Genomic DNA, 16054 nt, shown 5'->3' on the forward strand with positions numbered 1-16054 from the left:
ATGAACCGCATCCCCCTCACCGCCTGGATCGGGCTTTTCCTGATCGGGCTCAATCTCGTGCTCTTTCTCTTTGGCCCGCTGCTCGCTCCGTTCGGGCAAGAAGAGATCGTCGGCGCGCCGTTCGACGGACCGATGCCGGGGCATTGGCTCGGCTTTGACCAGAACGGGCGCGACATGCTCTCGCGGCTCCTTTACGGCGCGCAAATGTCGATCGGCGTCTCGCTTGGCGCGGTCCTGCTCTCCTTCAGCATCGGCATTCCGCTCGGCTTTTTTGCCGCGATCCGCGGCGGCTGGGTTGATCTCGCGCTCTCGCGCCTCGTCGACACGGTGATGTCGATCCCGGTGCTGATCTCGGCGCTGGTGGTGCTGCAGGCGCTCGGCTCCAGCCTGCCGGTGCTGATCGTGACCATCGCCTGCCTCGATTCCACCCGCGTGTTCCGGCTCGCGCGTCTCGTGGCGCAGGGCATCAACGTGATGGAATATGCCGAGGTGGCGCGGCTGCGCGGCGAAGGGCTCTGGTGGATGATCCGCAAGGAGATCCTGCCCAATGCCCTGCCCCCGCTCGTCGCCGAATTCGGCATGCGGTTTTGCTTCACGTTCCTCTTTGTCGCCGGGCTGAGCTACCTCGGGCTGGGCGTGCAACCGCCCTTTGCCGATTGGGGCGGCATGGTGCGCGACAATCAGCAGGGCATCCTTTACGGGCTCTATGCGCCGCTCTTCCCCGCCGCGGCCATCGCCCTTGTCACCATCGGGGTCAACCTTGTGGTCGACTGGATGCTGGCCGGGCGCACCATCGTGCAGGGAGACAACCGATGAGCGAGATCCTGAAAATCCGCGATCTGCGGGTCGAGACGGCGAGCGGCGTAGAGCTTCTGCACGGCATCTCGCTGGATCTCGCCAAGGGCGAAATCCTTGGCCTGATCGGCGAATCCGGCGCGGGCAAATCCACCATCGGCCTTGCCGCAATGGGCTATGGCCGCGGCGGGTGCCGGATTTCGGGCGGCACGATCGAGCTTGCGGGGACCGAGCTTGCCTCGGCGAGCCTGCGCCAGCGCGAGGCCGTGCGCGGCGCGCGCATCGCCTATGTCGCGCAAAGTGCCGCCGCCGCCTTCAACCCGGCGCAACGGCTTGAGCAGCAAATTCTCGAAGGGCCGCTCCGGCATGGCGTCATGACCGCCGCCGAAGCGCGCGCCTGGATGCTGGAGCTGTTCACTGCGCTGCAGCTCCCGGAGCCCGAAACTTTCGGGCGGCGCTATCCGCATCAGGTCTCGGGCGGGCAGTTGCAACGCGCGATGGTGGCGATGGCAATGGCCTGCAAGCCCGACATCCTCGTGCTCGACGAGCCCACGACCGCGCTTGATGTGACAACCCAGATCGAGGTGCTGGCGCTGCTGCGCGAGACAATCCACCGCTATGGCACCTCTGCGCTTTACATCACGCATGACCTCGCGGTGATCGCGCAGATCGCCGATCGGCTGATCGTGCTGCGCGATGGCGCCGAGATCGAAAGCGGCACCACCGAGCAGATCCTTGAGGCGCCGCGCCACGCGTATACGCGCCGTCTGGTGGCGGAGAGCGCCGAGAGCCTGACGGCGGCGCCGGGGGCGCATCACCGCATCGGCGAGACCTTGCTCGCGCTCAGCGGGGTCGCGGCAAGCTACGGCTCCAAACCCGTGCTCGCGGGCGTCGACCTGACCGTGCGGCGCGGCGAAACGGTGGCGATCGTGGGCGAATCCGGCTCTGGCAAATCCACCCTCGCGCGGGTGGTGGCGGGGCTGTTGCCGCCCTCCGAAGGGCTTCTCGATTTTGCCGATGCGCCGCTGCCGCCCAGCTACACCAAGCGCCCGCGCGATCTGCTGCGCCGGATCCAGCTCATCTATCAGCTCCCCGATGTCGCGCTCAATCCGCGCCAGAGCGTGGCGGAAACGATTGGCCGCCCGCTCGAGCTTTACCGCGGCCTGAAGGGGCGCGCCCTGCGGGCCGAGGTGGCGCATCTGCTGGGCCTGATCGGCCTCGCCCCCGAGATGGCAGACCGATTGCCCGGCGCGCTTTCGGGCGGGCAAAAACAGCGCGTCTGCATTGCCCGCGCGCTTGCGGCAAAGCCCGATCTGATGATCTGCGACGAGGTGACCTCGGCGCTCGACCCGCTGGTGGCCGAAGAGATCTTGCGGCTTCTGCGCCGCCTGCAAGACGATTTCGGCATGACCTATCTCTTCATCACCCACGATCTTTCGGTGGTGCGGCGCCTTGCCGACCGCACGGTGGTGATGCAGCAGGGCAGGATTGTCGAAGCCGCCGAAACCGAGACGCTCTTCACCGCCCCGCAAGAGGCCTACACGCAGCGGCTGCTCGACTCGGTGCCGCAGCTCGACCGCGGCTGGCTCGACCGGGTCCTGACGGCGCGCGGCGACTGAGCGCCGCCCCTCACACAGTTTCCCTACGGCAAGCGGAGTGCAAGATGCACACGGAAGTGATTGAACAGATCTGGATCGAGATGCCCGACGGCTGCCGGCTCGGCGCGCGGCTCTGGCTGCCCGAGGGGGCGCGGTCGCTCCCCGTGCCCGCGGTGCTCGAATATATCCCCTATCGCAAGCGCGACGGCACCCGCGGGCGCGACGAACCGATGCACGGCTATTTTGCCCAGCAAGGCTATGCGGCGATCCGGGTCGACATGCGCGGCTCGGGGGAATCCGAGGGCCATATGGCCGATGAATATCTGCAACAGGAGCAAGATGACGCTTGCGCCGTCATCGCCTGGATCGCGGCGCAGGAGTGGTGCGACGGCAATGTCGGCATGATGGGCAAAAGCTGGGGCGGCTTCAACGGCTTGCAGGTGGCCGCCTGCCGCCCGCCCGCGCTCAAGGCGGTGATCACCGCCTATTCGACCGATGACCGGTTCCGCGATGACATCCATTTCATGGGCGGGTGCCTGCTCAACGACAACCTCTGGTGGGGCACGATCATGATGGGCTATCAGGCCCGCCCGCTCGACCCCGCCGTCGTTGGCGAGGGCTGGCGCGCGGCCTGGGAAGACCGGCTCGACCGGATCCCGTTCTTCCCCGCGCTCTGGGCCGCGCATCAAAGCTACGACGAGTACTGGAAGCACGGCTCGGTGCAGGAGGATTACAGCGCGATCGAATGCCCGGTGCTGGTGATCGGCGGCTGGGCCGACAGCTACACCAACCCGGTGCCGCGGCTCCTTGAAAACCTGACTGTGCCCTGCCGCGGCATCATTGGCCCCTGGGGGCATATCTTCCCGCAAGACGGCGTGCCCGGTCCCGCGATCGGCTTTTTGCAGGAGGCAACCCGCTGGTGGGACCATTGGCTCAAGGGCCGCGATACCGGCGTGATGGCGGAGCCGAAGCTGCGCGCCTTCATCAACGATCCGGTCGAGCCCGTCACCTCCCGCCCGGCGCAGCCCGGCCGCTGGGTCAGCGAGCCCGCCTGGCCAAGCCCCGAGATCACGGCCCGCGATTTCCACCTTGGCGCAAGCGGAGAGCTTTCCGAAGCGCCCGTGGCGGGCGGGCAGCTCACCCTGTGCTCGCCGCAAAGCCTTGGTGCGGCAGCGGGGGAATGGATGGGCGTCGGCTGCCCCGGCGACATGCCCGCCGACCAGCGCCTTGATGATGGCGGCGCCCTGGTGTTCGAGACCCCGGCGCTGGCGGCAGAGGTCGAGATCCTCGGCACACCGCAGCTGCGCCTGCGACTTGCCTCTGACAAGCCCGTGGCGCAGATCGCGGTGCGGCTGAGCGACGTGAACCCCTCGGGCAGCGTGACCCGGGTGAGCTATCAGGTGCTCAACCTCACCCACCGCACCAGCCATGAAACCCCCGAACCGCTGGTGCCCGGTGAGATGGAAGAGGTTTCCATCACGCTGTCGATGTGTGGCCATCGCTTCGCGCCCGGCCACCGCATCCGCATCGCGCTCTCCACCGCTTACTGGCCGATCCTCTGGCCTGCGCCCGAGGCGGCAACGCTGACACTCGACACCGCGGCCTCGCGTCTCACCCTTCCCGTGCGCAAGGGCGGCGACGGTGGCGTGGCCTTCGAGGCGCCCCTGCACGGGGTCGATGCGCCGCAGACGATGATCCGCCCGGCGGTGTTGCACCGCTCGGTCACGACCGATCTGATGACCGGCGTCGTGACCTATGTCACCGATGGCCAGGGCGGGCTCTTCGGCGAGGGCGTGCTGCGCTTTGACGAGACCGGCACCGTGATCTCGCACAGCCTGCGCCGCGAATTGTCGATCCACCCGAACGATCCTTCGAGCGCATGCTACAAGCTGCATCAGGATTATGAACTCGGTCGGGAGGGCTGGCAGACCCGCAGCGTGATCAGCAGCGAAATGCGCTGTGATGGCGAGAATTTTTACCTCAGCGCAGAGATGAAAGTGACCCTGAACGGGGAAGAGGTGCGCCGCCGGAGCTGGGCGGAGACCCTGCCGCGCAACCTGATCTGACCCTCATCGGCTTTCGGGGCGGTCGCGCGCCGCCCCGGAAACGGACACCGAGGGCACTTGGCTGGCCCTGAATGCCAAGGTTTCAATGCGTCTCGGCACCGATGACCGCAGTGACGCTTTTCGCGGAATCACCTGCGTGACCGGGCAGATGTTCGCGCGTGCCGCCGCCGATCTGCACAAGGGGCTGCGGCCGACCGAAGCGAAACCCCTGCGCCTCGTCGCAACCAAGGTCCAGAAGCAGGCCTGCCGCCTCTTCGGTCTCCACCCCTTCCGCCACGGTCGCCAGCGACAACCCCCGCGCCAGATCCATGATCGCGCGCAAAATCGGCCCGTTGCGCCCCTGTGCCGCCACCCCGAGCACGAAGGATTTATCGATCTTGATCCGGTCCACAGGCAGGTCGCGCAGATGCGTGAGCGAGGCAAAGCCGGTGCCGAAATCATCAAGGGCAATCGTCACCCCAGCCGCGCGCAGCCGCGCGAACGCGGCGATCAGGTCTTCGGTGCGCTGGCCAACCAGGGCCGTCTCGACGATCTCCAGTTCGATCTGCGCCGGTGCGAGCCCGGCGGAGGTGATCCGGGTCAGCAGATCGGGCACGAAATCGGCCCGGCGCAGGCTGTGATCCGAAACATTCACCGCCACCTTGCCCAGATGCGCGCCCGCCCCGGAGAGATCGGCGAGCACGCGGCGCAACACCGCGGCATCTATCAGCGCGGCGCAATCGGGGTCGTCGAACGCATCCCACCAGTCACCCGGGCCACTGACACCGCCATTTGCGCCCCTTATGCGCGCCAAGGCCTCGTAGCTCGTGACGCGGCCATCCGAAAGCCGGATCTTCGGCTGATACCAGGCCTCGATCCGGCCTTCCCTGTCGGCCTCCCGCACCGTTGCAAGGGCCGCACGACGGGCCTCTGCCGCGGCCAGGGTGGCCCCGCGCAGAAAAGCCGCGCCACCGCGCCCGGCCCGCTTGACCTCGCTGAGCGCGACCTTGGCCCGGCCCCAGAGCGCCTCGGCCTCGCGTGCATCAACGGGCCGCGTCGACATGCCGATCGATGCGCGCAACTGCACCGCCGCACCAGATTGCGCCAGCGGCACCCGCAGGGCCGCCAGCACCTCTGCGGCAAGCCGCTGCGCGAGCCCGTCAGGCGTATCAGACCTGGCTTTTGCGGCCTCCATTGGCACCAGAAGCGCGAATTCCTCTCCCGAAAGCCGTGCGGCCAGCCCCTCGGCGGGCATCCGTGCGGCCAGACGCTCTCCCACCTCGCGCAGCATCGCATCGGCGCGTTCCTCGCCGTAGTCGTCAACCAGCACGCCGAAATCGGGAAGATCGACCAAGAGCAGGGCGAGGTCCCGGTCCTCGGCGCAGGCCTCGGCAAGCCGCGAACGGAACCATTGCCGGTTTGCAAGCCCGGTGACTTCATCCAGATGCGCCAGTTGCCACAGCCGCTGCCGGTCGTGATGGGCCCGGCTGACATCCGCCAGCACACCCTGCACGCGCGCCACCCTGCCCTTCTCCCACAAAGCCTCGCAATAAATGCGGATCTGCCGGCTGTGCCCCTCCGGGGTCAGGATCGCCGCCTCGAAATCGAGAGGCGCGCACAATGCCTCGGGCTCGGCAAACAAGCGCCCGAGCCGGGCCTTTTGCGGCCCGGAGGCGAGCCGGTCGAGCACATCGGGGAGGCCAAGCGCCGCCTGAGGGGGCAAATCGAGCAGGCGCAACACCTGTTTGGACGCATCAAAGACCCGCCGCACCGGGTCCCACGACCAGGCGCCAACTTCGGCCATGCGCTCAATTTGCCCCAGCCAATGCGCCCGCATCCGCGCCAGAGCCTCAAGCCGGGCCTGCCCGTCCTCGACCCGGTGCCGCCGCCCGGCATCCAGCAGCACCAGCGTGGCGCCCTCTGAAGCCGCCAGCCGTCGCGCGCTCAGAAGGCAGCGGCGCACGCCGCCCCTGGCATCGGGCAACGGCAGCGAAATCTCGTCGAGCTGGCCCGTCAGGCGCAGCTGTGGCGCCAGATGGGTCAGCCAGAACACCCGCCCCGCCGGCGAGAGCAATTGCGCCAGATCGTGCCCGAACACCGCCTCGGGCGGGCGCCCGACCCATTGCAGAAATTCCTGATTTGCCGCGCACACCAGGCCCGCGGCGTCGATCTCGACAAGGCCGCAGGGTGCCCTGTCGGCAGCAGCGCCAAAGCCGCCGCGCGTCTCGCCCGCGGGCGGGCTCACCGGGTCGCGCCCGACGACGGCTCAGCCCCCTCGGCTCCGGTTGCCAATCCTGCGAGGATCGCCTCGGCAACGATCTCGGGATGGCTCAGATGCGGGCAATGGCCGTGACTTTGAAGCCGTATCAGACGGCTGCCCGGGATTGCCCGATGCACGAACTCGACCGCCGGTTCGGGGGCTATCGGGTCGTCTTGCGATTGCAAGATCAGCGTTGGCACCGTCAACTGCGGCAGCGCGGCGCGGGCATCGGCGAAAAAGGTGGCACGGGCAAAGGCCGAGGCGATCTCGGGGTCGTTGCGGCGCAGCCGTTGCGCAAAATCGCTCGCCAGCTGGGGGCGTTCGGGGTTGCCCGTGGCGATCGGCGCGAACCCCGTGACCCAATCCGAAAAGTTGCGGTCAATCATCTCGAGCAGGTCCTCGACCGTCTCGCGAGTGAAGCCGCCGGTATACCCCTCGGTGTCGATGTAGCACGCAGAGGGGCCGATCATCACCAGCGCGGCAAACAGATCGGGCCGCTCGATTGCGGCCAGCGCCCCGATGATCGAGGAGATCGAATGGCCGACAAACCGCACCGGGCCAAGCGCGAGCCGGTCGAGCAGCACCACAAGGTCATCGACATAGCCGCGCAGGGTGGCGTGGCGCTGGCGGTCATAAAGCTTGCCCGCCGCCTGCCCGCAGCCGGCGTGATCAAACAGCACCACGCGATAATGCGGCGCAAGCTGCGGCGCCACCGCACGCCAGACCGTCTGGTCGCAACCATAGCCGTGCGCCAGCATCAGCGGCACTTCGCCCGCGCCAATCTCACAAAAGTTGTGCAAGGCATCGTCGAGCATGGCTGCGCATATCCCCCGAAAGTTGAGGCACCTGAACTCCAAACACCTTATGGAGGAAAATTTGTCATGAAAAAAGAATTAATCTGACACCGACGGGTGTTGTTGCGCATGTTGGTGATGCGGCTGGCGTGATTTCGTCTCCGGGCGGCGGCTTGGCGGTCTGGATCTGTTGCGGCGAGGCGGCTTCGGAGGTGGTATCCCGCCCGGCACGCCCTGAAGCCCCCGCCATGATGCCGTGGTGCAGGTTGGGTCGCGTTTCTGGCCATTGCTGCCGGGCAATCCTCCTTTCAGGGCCGGTCGTTCTTGCGGCGGGGGATGAAAGCCGTGGCCTGCCGCCCGATGATCGCAGTCTGGCCCGGCGGGTGTCACAAGCGCCATCACCGGCCTGCGTGCCGATCTTTTCGCCCGCAGGAATCTGCCCGAGACGTTCTCGCAAGAGCAACAGCGCCCGCGCGGGCGACGCAAGGCCGGAGCGCCGGACCAGCGCGTCGTGCGATCGCGGGCGGGGCGGACGGGGGACCGCTTGCTCATGCAGACCATCCAGCCACATGGCTTCACTATATAAAGCCCGCGCAGTCAGTGTCTCGCAACAACGCCCGTTGGCGTCATGCGTCGAGCCGGGGGGCGAGCCCATTGCGGATCTCCAGCCCGTCCTTGCCCGGCGGCGCCCCGAACAATCGGCGATATTCGCGACTGAACTGCGAGGGGCTCTCGTAACCGATGGCATAGCCGATCCGCGCGACATCCGCGCTGTCGGACAGCAATAGACGCCGCGCCTCCTGAAGCCGGAGCTGTTTTTGATACTGCACCGGCGTCATCGCCGTCGCCGCCTTGAAGTGCCGGTGGAAGGTGGCAGGGCTCATCCCCGCAACATCGGCGAGGTGTTGCACGCTCAACGGCCCGGTAAAGCCCTCCCGGATACAGGCGATTGCCCGGCCGATGCGCGCAATATGGCTGCCCGCAAGACCGATCTGCCGCAACGCGGGCCCCATCGGCCCGTTCAGCAAAAGCCAGGTGATCTCGCGTCGGATCAGGGGGGCAAGGACCGCAATATCTCGCGGCCGGTCGCACAGCGCCATCAGCCGGCACAGCGGATCGATCAGCTCCGGCCCGAAGGCATGGACGGCAAGCGCCGGTCGCGCGGGCGCATCGTCACGGTCATCGTGTTCCAGCAGCAGACCGGAGATCGTCGCCGGATCGAGCGCGAGGCTGAAGGCCAGATAAGGCCGCTCGGGTGAGGCATCGGTGATCTCGGCCCGGATCGGAACCTCGAGCGACGCGATCAGGCATTTGCCGGCTTCGTAGCGATAGGCTTGCTCGCCCAGCATACTGGTCTTGGCGCCCTGCGCGACGACGCAGAGCGAGGGGCGATAGACGGCATGGATCGGCCCGGTCGGGGCGGTAACAGAGGTCAGAACCAGTCCCTGGACGGGGGGTTCACGGCCATGCGCCTGCCATTGGCGGGCGATCTGGTCACGCAAGGGGGTGAGGGGATCGGGGGTCATGCGCCACAAACTAGCGCCTGTCGGGAAGCTTCACAGCCCTCAATCTGTTCCGATGAGAGAATCGTGCAAGGATTTGCGAGGATCCGCGTCGCGCCGCCCGGCAAGACTGCCCTATCTTTGCCTCGTCCCGGGGCGACTTTCCCCCGGAAAACCCTCCGACAGAAAGGAACATCTCATGCGCTATCGCACTCTTGGCCCAAGCGGCCTTCTGGTCTCTGAGCTCTGCCTTGGAACGATGACTTTCGGTGGCTCGGATGGCATGTGGGGCCAGATCGGCCAGTTGCGCCAGGACGAGGTCGACACGCTGGTCAAAAGCGCCCTCGATGCCGGCATCAATTTCATCGACACCGCGAATGTCTATGCGGGCGGCGAGAGCGAGCGGATTCTCGGCCAATCGCTCCGCAATCTCGGCATTGCGCGCGACGATGTGGTGATTGCGACCAAGGTGCTGGGGCCGATGGGCGCGGGGCCGAACGCGCGTGGCGCATCGCGGGCGCATATCATGGCGCAGGCCAAGGCCAGCCTCGCGCGGCTGCAGATGGAGCACATTGATCTTTATCAGATCCATGGCTTCGATCCGCTGACGCCGATCACGGAAACGCTGGAAGCCCTCGATACGCTCGTGCGGCAGGGTCATGTGCGCTACATCGGCCTGTCCAACTGGGCGGCCTGGCAGATCGTCAAGGCGGTCGGCATCGCCGATGCGCGAAAGCTAGCGCCGATCCTGTCGCTGCAGGCCTATTACACGCTGGTCGGCCGTGATCTCGAACGCGAGATCGTGCCCATGCTGCAGGCCGAAGGCATTGGCCTGATGGTCTGGAGCCCGCTGGCCGGGGGGTTCCTTTCCGGCAAATATAGCGACGGCAACCAGGCAAATGATGGGCGCCGGGTGAATTTCAATTTCCCTCCGGTGGATCTCGACCGCGGCAACGCCACCATCGCCGTGATGCGCGAGATCGCCGCGGCGCAGGGCTGCACGGTCGCGCAGGTCGCGCTCGCCTGGCTCCTGCATCAGCCGGTGGTGACAAGCGTGATCATCGGCGCCAAGCGGATCGATCAGTTGCAGGATAATATCCGTGCGACAGCGGTCAGGCTCTCCGCAGAAGATCTCGCGGCGCTCGACGCGGTGACGAAGCTGCCCGCGGAATATCCAGGCTGGATGCTGGAACGTCAGTCCGAATATCGCGCCGCTTTCCGCCCGCAAAAGAACTGAGGCAAGGCAGGGGCCCGCTCGCATCCGGGGCCGGGCCCCTGTCCGACAGACCAAAAGCCTCGTCTTCGGCATGATGTCGGCGCATTGGCTCTCGGACCCCGCGTCCAACGGCCCGCGGAATGTCAAACGCCGGCTCTCTCCGCCTGGGGCCAATCAACACATCATGCCGCGCCGAGCACGCCCGTCTGCTCAGGGCTGCGCGTGCGTCTCGTAGCAATTCGTTCGAACCGCGGCAGGGGGCCGCCTCCTTGGGAACGCGGAAAACGGATCACTTGCTCGGATCAGAGCTTCCCCTCTCGCCAAACCGCCCGCACATGATCCGCCCCCCCTTGGACGACAGCATCAAACGTTGGACGGCGAAGCGGAAGTGCGCCCTGGTGATCGAGACCATTCAGGGCCCTTGCCAGGGACCGTGGCGCCAGTGGCGCCGCGTAACTCCGCCCCACTCCCTTCGCGTCCACATCGCTAAGTCTCGGGCCACGCCGCGAAGCTATCGCGCCCATTCCGTCCTCTCGAGCCCCACAAGTGCCTGGATGAACCTTTAGGTGTCAATCACGCGAAAAAGACTGAAATCGCCCGGTCTCTCTGAGCCCGCTTCGCTGCGGTCGCACGGTCAACGTGACGGGATGAGGGACGGAGAAGAGATCCTTTGGGACTTCCGCCGCCAGCCCCCCCCGCGCAACAAAAAGCCAGCAGAGTGACCCCCACCGGCTTCGAATGCCTGACGCGCGCAGATTTCCCAGAAAAATGGACAATCCTCCGCCATTAATGGAAGATCTATCCGCCACTTTGCATGGAAGGTTTGGTGGAGCCAAGGGGAGGAGTAACCAAATCACCTTCGCGCCCTTTTTCTATTGATATTCAGGGCTTTGCGGGGCATGGATTGGTCAGCATGCGTTGGTCAGCATGGGATTTGGAGCGGTCATGGCGGGCATCAGTGATAAGGGTGGAGAGCGCCTGTTGAAGCTCAAGGGGAATACTTGGTGGTTTCGCCGTCAGGTGCCCAAAGCGGCCCGTTCGGCCCTCGATAGAGACTGGCTTCTGGTGAATTTGCAGACCTCCGAAGTGGTGCGTGCAAAGCGCCTGCGGGATGACCTCGAAGCCGCAACGAACCTGCAGTTCCGGCAGATCGCCTTGGGAACCAGAACCGCCCTTGAGTTGCCCGGTTTCGCGCCCGTGAAGCTGGCCCCTTCGGCTGCGGAGCGTGGGGCTTTGTCGCGTGCTGCATTTGCGGAGGCCTTTGACGAGGAGGAGGCCGAGTTGATCGCCTTTGCCGCCGAGGCGGAGTCCGATGCCCTCAAGCCTTCGCAGCGGAAAGCCTTCGACGACGCCTATGCTGGGCGGGTCGATGTTGACCACCACTTGAACGAGTACCTCGCCAAGGCGGGCCTTGCCGCGAAGACCGTGAATGAGCGGCGCGGGTTGATCGGACGGTTCGCCCAATGGTGCCGCGAAAAGCGGGTGAAGCTCGACCGGGTCGATAGGCGCAGCGCTGGGCGGTACGTTTCCGAGGTCATCGACCCGATGCACCCGGCCACGCAGACCAAGCACCTGAGCGCGCTTCGCTCTTACTGGAAGTTCTTGGCGCAGCGCGGGCACGTCACGCTGCCGTCCGGTGTCACCCTCGACATGGGATGGCCTTGGAATGGCCAACAGATCGAGAAGCGCGGCAAAAGGGTCGAGCGGGGTTCCCGGCAAGAAACCGAGCGCCCCTTCACCGATGACGAAGTGGCGGCGTTGCTCGACAAGCCTTTCCCGCTGAATGCGGAATTCGAAGAACTGATGCGCGATGTGCTGAAAGTCAGCCTGCTGTCGGGCATGCGGCAGGCGGAGGCTTTGACGCTCTGGGTCGAGGAGGTGCGAGAGGGGGAAAGCGGCGCTGGGCTGGTCTTCGACATTCAGCAAGGCAAGACCGACGCAGCGGCCCGCAAGGTGCCCATTCACCCCGACCTCATGGAAATCGTTGAGCGCCGCAGACGGGGCAAGGGTGGAACGGAATGGCTGTTCCACGAACTTGCCGACCAACCCAATCCCGGCGACACCTATGGCAAGCGCTTCAAGCGGTGGCGTGAGGCGGTAGGCGTGGATGACAAACGGGAAGGGGTGCGGCGGTCGCTGGTCAATTTCCACTCTGCCCGTCGCTGGTTTGCCACCAAGGCCGACCGGGCGGGCATCCGGGAAGCCGTGATCAAGGTCGTGATCGGCCACGTTCCCGACAAGAAGAACGTCACCCGCGCGTCCTACATCGCGGCCTCGTCAGGGGCACAGATGCGGGAATGCGTGGAGGCCGTGAAGGTGGGTTGAGAGCCTCTAGCTAGCCAAGCCTATCTGATCGCGGAGGCTAATTGGTCTCATTGGGCGGGGAACCGACATTCGCTGCGCCCTGCACCAACAGCAGCAAAGCGCAGAAAGCTGAAGGCCGTGCGGACGCTGCTGTAGTGCCTCCGGACACGTCGGCGTCACACCAACATACCATTTGGGTCTCCGCCCATCACGACGGAGACGAACTGATCAAAGCGCTAGGCCTTAATGCTCGCGCACTATCGCAGCCTTGGATTGCCTCAGGTCAAATAAGGCGGCCATCCTTTTAAACAATGCTACAGCTTGCGTTCGACACACCTCTTGAACTCCGCGAGATTGATGCCGAAAGATTTCTGTGCCCTCGGTTCCTTACGCTGATCTCAGCCTGTTTCGTGGCACTAATTTGATGTCCCATCAATGACAGGCTCTTGTTCAGTTTCTTTAACCCAAAGCACTTCGAGAGGTTGAAGGAATTCCCCCGAGTCATTCCTTACGCGTATACCCAAATAGCAATCGTGAATATTAGGAACTCGAGACGCAAGAGCGACCGCCCTCGCTACTTCGCGTGGCTTTCGACTTGGCACCAGAGATAGCAACTCCTGACCAAGCGGCGTCAACGCAATTATGTCTTGGCTAATAGTAGAATTGGGCTCCCCCTTAAAGACAATTGCGAGGTCGCCCTCAAGCATGAATGAGGCGCCCTGTTCATTGAAGGCGATCTTACGTTGGAGGCCGCCGCCCGAAACGCCCTGTATCAGCCCGCTCGATTCCAAGTAGATGAGGTGTCGAATATTAGCGCCGTCATAAAGTTTTGCCAGTGACGTTGGCGCGCTATCTCCAAAAGCGCACTTTGAGAAGGTCTCAAAAGTCAGTGCATCAGCCTGTGAAAACTCTGAGAGAAATCTGAGCGTTCTTGTCGAGTAACGGCCCGGCTTACGAAGCTCGCCTGCAAGCACCCGCCCCCAAAGTCCTTGCAAGCGTTCGCTTGAAGCATCCTCCGCATACCGCTCGAATACATTGAGCCAATCCTCATCCGGTTCAGCTGATGGCAAGATTTGGTCCGCCCCCCCGATTCTGGTGGCCTGCTCGCGCAAGTCTTCAACCATTGCGATCGCAACGGCCTCCCGATTGACCTGCTTTCGGTATTCCTTTCGGACAAGAACATTCATCGCTCGCTGTGCGGTTTCTTCATCTGCAGCAGCACCTGTCGCGACAGCTTGAGCAATAGCATTTTCTACGAGTTTGTAGGATTCGGTTTGCGCGTCGATTTTGGCTTTCTTCTGTTGGAGCCACGCCACAGGAATGTCTACAGTCGCACCAACCAACCGATCTAGCGCCTTGATCACCCCCGGCGTCAGGCCCTTTGGTATTGAAACGATGGCTTCTGCAATCTGTGCGGGAAGGTTAGTTGGCTCTTGCTCCACGGGTCGACTCCACGGCGGAAACTCAAATCACAATAAATATGACCACAATAGCGTTAGTTGTAGATCTGCCGCAACATTGTTCGAAGCTGTTGGCGAGACGGGCGGCGAGGCGTTGAGGTTTGTGACATCGTCGAGTGGTTTCAATGCGAACGGTAGATGTAGGATAAAAAAATTCCACGCCGAGTGACCGCAGTGGGCCGATTGCCCTCTGGCATTGCTCCCGGCGCTGCGCTCCCTTCCTTGACCGCTACGGCTGCTTGCAGCGCTTCACCCTTTCAACCATCTCCCGGAAGTCATTCAGTGCCGCGATCTGCGCCTTGCTAAGCTTGGTGCGGTCCAGATTGGCTTGATCAATCAACACATCAAGGGCTTCCGACATGCGCCCGATCTGCCGCCCGTAGCTGCCAACCTCATCCAAGATGCGTCGTTCAAGCTCGGGTTCTTCTGTGCGGCCTAGGTCGATGTTGATGAAGCCGATCTGCCCGACATTCTCAAACCAGTTCGACCAAATCTCGAACGCCTGTGTCACCGCACCGCCAAAGGGGGCCGTCATCCGCATTGCCATCGCTTGTCTCCAAGGTTGTGACCTCTGCAGTGCAGCATTGGCCGGGCCATGCGTCAAGCTTTTGCGCCTTCGTCGTTGAGGATGACCCGCGAGGTGCTGCCTACCATCCGCAAGACAGGGGCTTACGCCAAGGTCGGAATATTCCACCGCAGATTTCTGAGAGCCCGATATAGACATCTGACGCCCGCGCGCATCCCCCGTTGGGGTGGGGTGCTGTCCGCTGCGGTGCCGTTGAAGGCATCCCCGCCCCGCCACCTCCCCGATGCGGAGATCGTCGAGGACATCACAGCCCAACCTTCGGGCACCCCTGCGTTCGCCTTGAAGGGCCAGAAGGTGCGCGTGGTGATGCGCGAAGGTGAGCCCCTCCCTTTACGACTTCCACGGCCACAGCATCCGCGTGGTCCAGATCGACAACGCCCCGTGGTTCATTGCGGCTGATGTGTGCAAGGCCCTGACTGTGGGTAACACCACGGATGCAACCTTAAACCTCGATCTGATCGAAGTTCAAAACTATCGTGTGCCGGGGACCAAGGGGCGCCCGAACAAGATCGTCTCCGAGAGCGGCCTCTACAAGATCGTCCTGCGGAGCGACAAGCCAGACGCCAAGGCCTTCCAAGCGTGGGTCACCGGGACGGTGCTGCCCGCCATCCGCAAGGACGGGGGCTTCGGAATATTCCGTCGCAGATTTCTGTGACCCGGAGATAGATACCTGACGCCCACACGCGTCCCCCCCGTTTGGGTGGGCGAGGGTGCCTTCAAGGGCCACAACATCCGCGTGGTCCAGATCGACGGCGCCCCGTGGTTCGTTGCGGCTGACGTGGGCAAGGCATTGGGTCTCTCCCAGCCTGCACAATCTAAGGCAGTCCGAAACATGAAGATTGGTAATGTTTCGAATTACCGGGTGCCGGGAACCATGGGGCGCCCGAACAAGATCATCACCGAGGCGGGCACTTACGAACTCGTCTTCCAAAGTCGGAAGCCTGATGCCATGGCCTTCCGCGATTGGGTCACCGGGACGGTGCTTCCTTCCATCCGCAAAGACGGGGGCTACATCAAGGGCGAGGAGAAGGTGGCCATCGGGGAGATGAGCGAGGATGAGTTGGTCCTCAAGGCGATGGATGGGGTTTCGGAGTATTCCGTCGCAGATTTCTGAGACCCGGAGATGAGTATCTGACGCCCGCGCACGTCCCCCGGTGGCGAGGGGGTCTCGGCACCCCATCCATGTGCGGGAATGCTCCACATGTGAATTTTTTCAATGGCTTGACGGCTTCATCGCGGGGACTCACCAAGGCAGTGACCGGGGGGCAGTCCCCCGGCCCAATCATCAGGAGCAAGCCCAATGACGTTCAGCTTCGAAGCTTCCCGTTCCTATCTGTCCCTTCGCCTTGGTCGGTTCGAGGTCTTCGCCCAGGGCGAGACAGCACCCGCTGCCCGCTACGGCATCACCCGCGAGGGCAAAGGGGCGGGCATCCTCGACCTTCCCGGCCTGTCTGTCTCTTGGTCCTCCTGATGGGCCGCTAGGGTATACCTCAA

General features: G+C 64.2%; 13 protein-coding genes and 1 pseudogene. 8 read left to right on the top strand and 6 right to left on the bottom strand.

What is annotated here, in order from left to right; genetic code table 11:
- The 3 genes from ACFSM0_RS07625 to ACFSM0_RS07635 are packed head-to-tail and all read left to right on the top strand — an operon-like array spanning position 1 to position 4459.
- Positions 1–816, top strand: a complete 816-nt coding sequence (locus ACFSM0_RS07625; RefSeq protein WP_377388893.1) for an ABC transporter permease — start codon at positions 1–3, stop codon at positions 814–816.
- Entirely contained in the window at positions 813–2414 is a 1602-nt protein-coding gene (locus ACFSM0_RS07630; protein WP_377388895.1) for an ABC transporter ATP-binding protein, read from the top strand. The genes ACFSM0_RS07625 and ACFSM0_RS07630 overlap by 4 nt, the downstream gene beginning before the upstream one ends.
- Before the next feature lie 44 nt (positions 2415–2458).
- Complete coding sequence (locus ACFSM0_RS07635) at positions 2459–4459, top strand: CocE/NonD family hydrolase (RefSeq protein WP_377388897.1); 2001 nt, start codon at positions 2459–2461, stop codon at positions 4457–4459.
- An 82-nt stretch (positions 4460–4541) separates the two neighbouring features.
- Here the strand turns inward: ACFSM0_RS07635 and ACFSM0_RS07640 are convergent, their stop codons facing one another.
- The 4 genes and pseudogenes from ACFSM0_RS07640 to ACFSM0_RS07655 all read right to left on the bottom strand — a co-directional run bounded on the left by ACFSM0_RS07640 (position 4542) and on the right by ACFSM0_RS07655 (position 9018).
- A complete protein-coding gene (locus ACFSM0_RS07640; RefSeq protein ID WP_377388899.1) occupies positions 4542–6683 on the bottom strand; it encodes a putative bifunctional diguanylate cyclase/phosphodiesterase in 2142 nt (713 codons plus the stop codon).
- Positions 6680–7513, bottom strand: a complete 834-nt coding sequence (locus tag ACFSM0_RS07645) for an alpha/beta fold hydrolase (RefSeq protein ID WP_377388901.1) — start codon at positions 7511–7513, stop codon at positions 6680–6682. The genes ACFSM0_RS07640 and ACFSM0_RS07645 overlap by 4 nt, the downstream gene beginning before the upstream one ends.
- 170 nt (positions 7514–7683) lie before the next feature.
- Positions 7684–7952 (bottom strand): annotated as a pseudogene (locus ACFSM0_RS07650) (IS5/IS1182 family transposase); the annotation flags it as partial.
- A 166-nt stretch (positions 7953–8118) separates the two neighbouring features.
- Entirely contained in the window at positions 8119–9018 is a 900-nt protein-coding gene (locus ACFSM0_RS07655) for an AraC family transcriptional regulator (RefSeq protein ID WP_377388903.1), read from the bottom strand.
- Positions 9019–9193: 175 nt separating this feature from the next.
- Between ACFSM0_RS07655 and ACFSM0_RS07660 the strand changes: the two genes are divergently transcribed.
- Both ACFSM0_RS07660 and ACFSM0_RS07665 read left to right on the top strand, forming a co-directional pair.
- The gene (locus tag ACFSM0_RS07660; protein WP_377388905.1) at positions 9194–10231 is read left to right on the top strand and encodes an aldo/keto reductase; all 1038 of its coding nucleotides are present in this window, start codon (positions 9194–9196) and stop codon (positions 10229–10231) included.
- Between the two features lie 924 nt (positions 10232–11155).
- Positions 11156–12535, top strand: a complete 1380-nt coding sequence (locus ACFSM0_RS07665; RefSeq protein ID WP_377388907.1) for a tyrosine-type recombinase/integrase — start codon at positions 11156–11158, stop codon at positions 12533–12535.
- A 395-nt stretch (positions 12536–12930) separates the two neighbouring features.
- On the opposite strand, the gene ACFSM0_RS07670 is transcribed toward ACFSM0_RS07665, so the two are convergent.
- Positions 12931–13956, bottom strand: a complete 1026-nt coding sequence (locus ACFSM0_RS07670) for a DUF2806 domain-containing protein (RefSeq protein WP_377388909.1) — start codon at positions 13954–13956, stop codon at positions 12931–12933.
- Between the two features lie 247 nt (positions 13957–14203).
- Positions 14204–14521 (bottom strand): hypothetical protein, encoded by a 318-nt coding sequence (locus ACFSM0_RS07675; RefSeq protein WP_377388911.1) that lies wholly within the window; start codon positions 14519–14521, stop codon positions 14204–14206.
- A 355-nt stretch (positions 14522–14876) separates the two neighbouring features.
- On the opposite strand from ACFSM0_RS07675, the gene ACFSM0_RS07680 reads away from it, so the two are divergent.
- The 3 genes from ACFSM0_RS07680 to ACFSM0_RS07690 all read left to right on the top strand — a co-directional run bounded on the left by ACFSM0_RS07680 (position 14877) and on the right by ACFSM0_RS07690 (position 16031).
- Positions 14877–15215, top strand: coding sequence for a BRO-N domain-containing protein (locus tag ACFSM0_RS07680; protein WP_377388913.1), 339 nt, complete (start codon positions 14877–14879; stop codon positions 15213–15215).
- Positions 15216–15296: 81 nt separating this feature from the next.
- Positions 15297–15674, top strand: a complete 378-nt coding sequence (locus ACFSM0_RS07685; protein WP_377388915.1) for a BRO-N domain-containing protein — start codon at positions 15297–15299, stop codon at positions 15672–15674.
- Positions 15675–15860: 186 nt separating this feature from the next.
- Complete coding sequence (locus ACFSM0_RS07690; protein ID WP_377388917.1) at positions 15861–16031, top strand: hypothetical protein; 171 nt, start codon at positions 15861–15863, stop codon at positions 16029–16031.
- Positions 16032–16054: the final 23 nt, after the last annotated feature.

The sequence above is a fragment of the Rhodobacter lacus genome (assembly GCF_042683065.1).
GTDB classification, from domain to species: domain Bacteria; phylum Pseudomonadota; class Alphaproteobacteria; order Rhodobacterales; family Rhodobacteraceae; genus Rhodobacter; species Rhodobacter lacus.